Raw genomic sequence first — 4,915 nt, forward strand, 5'->3', positions numbered from 1 at the left:
GGCGGCCTCCGCGCGGGCGGGCTCGGCGTGCGCCGCCTCGGTGCGGGCGGGCTCGGCGGGCGGGCCGCCGCCTCCGGGGGCCGGTTTCCCGGTGGCCGGCTTCTTGGTGGCGTCACGTTGCGACATCGGCTGACCCTTCTCTCGTGCCGTCAGGTCGGGATGGATTCGCGGGCGGGCCGCGTCCGCCCGGTGCTCGGCGCGCCGCCGGTGTAGAGGCGGGCGAGTCTCGCGGCCTGCTCCGCGACGGCGTAGCGGCCGACGGCCGGCGGCACCGGCACCCGCCCGGCGCGGCGCGCGAGGGCGGCGCTCCAGGCGTCCGGCCCAGCGGCGGCGGGCAGGCGGAGGGCGTGCGGTGCGTCGTCGCGGGGGAGGTCGTCGAGGGCCGGGCAGGCGGTGTGGACGGCGGGGAGCCCGGCGGCGAGCGCCTCCAGGACGCCGAGGCCGAACGTCTCCTGCGCGGACGGGGCGGCGTACACGTCCATCGCGGCGAGGACGGACGCGACGTCGTCGGTCCCGCCGGTGAAGGCGGTGCGGCCGGCGACGCCGAGCGCCGCGGCGAGCCGTTCGAGCCGCGCGCGCTCGGGGCCGTCGCCGGCGATGAGCAGCCGGAGGCCGGGCGTCCGGGCGGCGGCGCCGATGAGCAGGTCGATCCGCTTGGTCGGGACGAGGCGGCCGACGGTGCCGGCGACGTGCGCGTCCATCGGGATGCCGAGGCGGCGCCGCGTCCCGGCGCGCCGCGACGGATCGAAGGCGAACGCGGCGGCGTCGATCCCGTTGGGGATCACCGTGATGCGGCCGGACGGGACGCCCCAGGCCCGCAGCCGCGCCGCGACCGTCGGCGACACCGCGACCGTCATCGAGCCGAGGCGTTCGGTCGCCCGGTAGAGGGCCTGCACGGCGCGGGTCGTGCGGCGTCCCTCGATGTGCCCGTCGCCGAGGGAGTGCTCCGTGGCGATGATGCGGGGCGTCCCGGCGAGTCGCGCGGCGATACGGCCGTAGACGCAGGCGCGGTATAGGTGCGTGTGGACGACGCCGTACCGGCCGTCGCGGATCAGCCGGACGAGCCGCGGCAGCGCGCCGAGGTCCCGATTCCCGCGCATGCCGAGCTCGTGGACGGGCACGCCGCCGCTCCGGATCCGCTCCCCCAGCACGCCCGCGTGCGTCAGCGTCGCCACCTCGCACTCCGCGGGCAGGTGGCGCAGGAGCAGCGCGAGCTGGTGCTCGGCGCCGCCGTGCTCCAGTCCGGTGATGACGTGCAGGACGCGGGTCACATGCGGCTCCGCCACAGCATCTGGTGCCGGACGAGCTTGGCGCGCAGCCGCAGGCTCCCGTCGCGCTCGCCGATGTAGGCGCGGCCGAGCGCGTGCCGGGACGGCTCGTCCGGGCGGATGTGGCAGGCGTAGTCGTACCCGGCGGCGCGGACCGCGTCGATCTCGCGGGCGGCGGCGCGCCCGTACGGGTAGGCGAAGCCGGTGACCTGCCGGCCGGTGATGTCCTCGAGGTCGGCGCGGCTCTCCTCGAGCTCCTCGCGCAGCTCGGTGTCGTCGACGTCGGGCAGCGGGACGTGGTGGCGGCCGTGCGAGGCGACCTCCATGCCGGTGTCGGCGACGGTGCGCAGCTGCTCGGCGGTCATGAGCGGCTTGCGGGGGCCGTCGTCCCAGGCGTTGTACGAGCCGACCCGCCCGGACACGGCGAAGACGGTGGCGCCGAACCCGTACCGGACGAGGACGGGCAGGGCGCGGGTGGCGAAGTCGGCGTAGCCGTCGTCGAAGGTGAGGCCGACGAGGCCGCGGGCGCGTCCGCCGGCGTGCTCGGCGAGCAGTTCCGCCATCCCGACGCCGCGCAGGCCGCGCGCGCGCAGCCAGGCCATCTGCCGCTCGAATCGGGGCGGCGAGACGGTCACCAGGTGCGGGTCGTCATCGTAGTGATCGATCGAGTGGTACATCAGTACCATCGGCGGCGGCTCGACCTCCTGCGGAGGCCGCGCGGGGCGCGCGCTCGGCGCCGGGCTGGTCGTCGGCGCCGCCTCCGGCGCCGGTTCGGTCGGCTGGGTCACTGGTTCCCCCGGAAGGTGTGCGGCCGCGGCGGGCGAGCACGCCGGGCCTCCATGAGGGCCATGGGATGGTCCATGGCGCGATGAGGTCGCGTCCCGCCAGGGCGATCAGGGCGGCGAACGCGGCGGCGGTGGCGAGGCCGCCGGCGCCGAGCCGGACGATCGCGGGCGCCGCGCCCAGCGGCGCGATGGCGAGCAGGGCCGCCGCGGCGGCGAGGGACGCGAGGACGGTGAGCCGGGCGAGGTCTGCGGCGACGCGTCCCAACGGGATCGGTGCGACGCGCGCGCGCAGCCCGGCGAGCAGCAGGACGGCGGCGAGGGTGATGCCGGCGGCGTCGGCGGCGGCGAGCGCGGCCGTCCCGGCGAGGGCGGCGAACGCGGCGCAGACGGCGGCGGTGACGGCGAGGCCGCCGGCGAGGACGGCGGCGGGCCGCCACGGCGGGCGCTTCTGCGCGAAGAACGCGCGGGCGGCGAGCCCGACGGTCGACTGGCCCCACAGCCCGAGCGCGTAGACGCGCAGGGTGGCGGCGGTGTCGCGGGTGTCGGCGGCGGTGAACTCGCCGTGCTGGAACAGCACCCGGATGATGTCGGGCGCGAACGCGACGAGGAACGCCGACGCGCTCAGCACGAGGCCGCCGGCGATGACGAGGTCCTGCCGGATGCGGCGGGCGACGCCGCCCAGGTCGCCGTCCGCGGACGCGCGCGCGAGGCGCGGGAACGTCACGGTGACGATCAGCAGCGACAGCACCATCGGGACCTGCGCGACCTTCTGCGCGTAGTTGAGGTGCGAGATCGACCCGGCGGCGAGGCCGGAGCCGATGAACCGCTCGACGAACACCTGCGCCTGGCGGGTGACGGTGTAGACGACGACGGGCGCGACGGCGGCGAGGCCGAGCCGCAGCTCCGCGCGGCCGACGCGGGGCGCGGCGTCCGCGCGCAGGCAGCGGACGAACGCGGGCAGCTGCACGGCGACCATCAGGACGCTGCCGCAGGCGACGCCGATCGCGGCGCTCATGATGCCGACGAGCCCGGCGAACCCGGCGATCAGCGCGAGGATCCCGACGTTGTAGGCGAGGTAGATCGCGGCGGGCGGGCCGAAGCGGTGGTGGGCGCGCAGCGTCGCGCTCATGAACCCGGCGACGCCGAACGTGACGACGGTGAGGGCGGTCAGCCGGACGCACCGGATCGCGGGCCCCGGCTCGGACAGCCCCGGCGCGAGGATCTCGACGACGATGGGGGCGGCGATGCCGAGCGTCAGCGTGACGGCGGTGAGGCCGAGGACCATGCGGGGCAGGGTCGTCGCGGTGAGGGCGCGCAGGCCGCCGCCCCCGGCGAGCAGCCGGGTGACGACCGGGACCATGAGCAGCGCCATGGCGTCCTCGATGAGCAGCGGCGACACGGTCTCGGGGATCGTCCAGGCGACGAGGAACGCGTCGGTGGCGCCGCTCGCGCCGAACCGGTGCGCCATGACGAGGTCGCGGAGGAACCCGAGGCCGGTGCCGCCGGCGATGAGCACGCCCGACAGCGCGGCGGCCCGCCCGACCGACCCGCCGGGCACCGCGTCCCGCGCCGCGTTGGGGACCGCGTCCTGCGCCGTCACCCGTGCTCCCCGCTCACGAGCCCGGGCCCGGGGCCGGGGTGCCGGCGGAGGCCGAAGGCGCGGCAGGCGGCGGCGCCGAGGAGGACCCCGGTGAGGACGCACGTCGGCCCGCCCATGTCCGCGTACAGGAAGTTGACCAGCAGGAACGCCGTGAACGCGGCACCGATGAGCCAGAACGGGTCGCGCGCGTCGCGGCGCGTCCACAGCCCCCAGACGACCGCGCCGAGCAGCGCGACGAACCCGGCGAGGCCGAGCGCGCCCTGCTCGGAGAGGATCAGCAGGTACTCGTCGTGCGGCGACAGCAGCGGCTGCCGCTGGTAGCCGTTGACGGGGTCGTCGGTCTCGCTGCCGGACGACAGCTCGATGCCCGCGTAGGTGTCGCGGTAGGCGGGGAAGTTCTTCACGCCGACGCCGGTGACGGGGTGGTCGGTCCAGATCCGCCCGGCGGCGGCCCACAGGTTGTAGCGGTCGCTGACGGACTGGTCCGGCGCGCTCACCGAACCGGCGATCGACGCGTACCGCTGCACGATCTCCCCGCCGCCGCCGAGCAGCCCGACCGCGACGAGCCCGAGCGCGGCGCAGCACACCGCCGCCTTCACGGCGAGCCACCGGTCGAAGGCCAGCAGCATCAGCCCGACGGCGGCGGCGAGCGCGATCCAGCTGCCGCGGCTGAGCGCGAGCAGCAGCGCGAGCGCCAGCACGCCGAGCCCGGCGAGCGCGACCGGCACCGCGGCGGCCCCGTACCGGGGCGCGACCAGCGCGAACGCCGTCAGCACGAGGAACGCGAACCCGACGACGAGCGACATCGCCATGACGTCGACGGCGCCGAACGTGCCGACCGCCCGGACGTTCGCACCGCCGATCGACGCGCCCGCGCCGGTGAGCGCCTGCCAGATCCCGTACAGCGCCTCGCCGAGCCCGAGGCCGAGCACCGACCCGAACACGATGCCGAGGTCGCGGCGGTCCCGGACGAGGAGCACGACGGCGAGCGGCACCAGCACGAAGATCTGCACGTCCCGCACGAACCCGGACAGGCTGGACGCGATGTCGGGGGACGCGACGGTCGTCACGCCGAGCGTCGCGGCGAGCGGCGCGAACGCCCAGAGCGCGCGGCGCGGCATCGCGATCCGGCCGCGGGCGACCAGCACCGCGGCCGCCGCGACCATGAGGGCGCTCGCGCAGTCGCCCGCGGTGACCTGCACCCCGGCGCCGTCCCCGGCGGGCCCGCCGCCCCCGCCGGACGGGACGCCGACGCACGCGAC

4 protein-coding genes are annotated in these 4,915 nt (G+C 76.9%); all 4 read right to left on the reverse strand.

The features are described 5' to 3' along the window. Positions 1 to 149: 149 nt before the first annotated feature. A complete protein-coding gene (locus F9B16_RS49140) occupies positions 150 to 1,271 on the reverse strand; it encodes a glycosyltransferase (RefSeq protein ID WP_151547138.1) in 1,122 nt (373 codons plus the stop codon). Then, entirely contained in the window at positions 1,268 to 1,945 is a 678-nt protein-coding gene (locus tag F9B16_RS49145) for a polysaccharide deacetylase family protein (protein ID WP_225992656.1), read from the reverse strand. Before F9B16_RS49145 ends, F9B16_RS49140 begins: the two co-directional genes overlap by 4 nt. Further along, on the reverse strand, positions 1,917 to 3,653 hold the full coding sequence (locus F9B16_RS49150; protein ID WP_225992657.1) for a lipid II flippase MurJ: 1,737 nt from the start codon (positions 3,651 to 3,653) through the stop codon (positions 1,917 to 1,919). The genes F9B16_RS49145 and F9B16_RS49150 overlap by 29 nt, the downstream gene beginning before the upstream one ends. Continuing rightward, a partial coding sequence (locus F9B16_RS49155) for an O-antigen ligase family protein (RefSeq protein WP_151547140.1) occupies positions 3,650 to 4,915 on the reverse strand: 1,266 nt, incomplete at its 5' end. The genes F9B16_RS49150 and F9B16_RS49155, both read right to left, overlap by 4 nt.

Source organism: Actinomadura montaniterrae, from assembly GCF_008923365.1.
Taxonomy (GTDB): Bacteria; Actinomycetota; Actinomycetes; order Streptosporangiales; family Streptosporangiaceae; genus Spirillospora; species Spirillospora montaniterrae.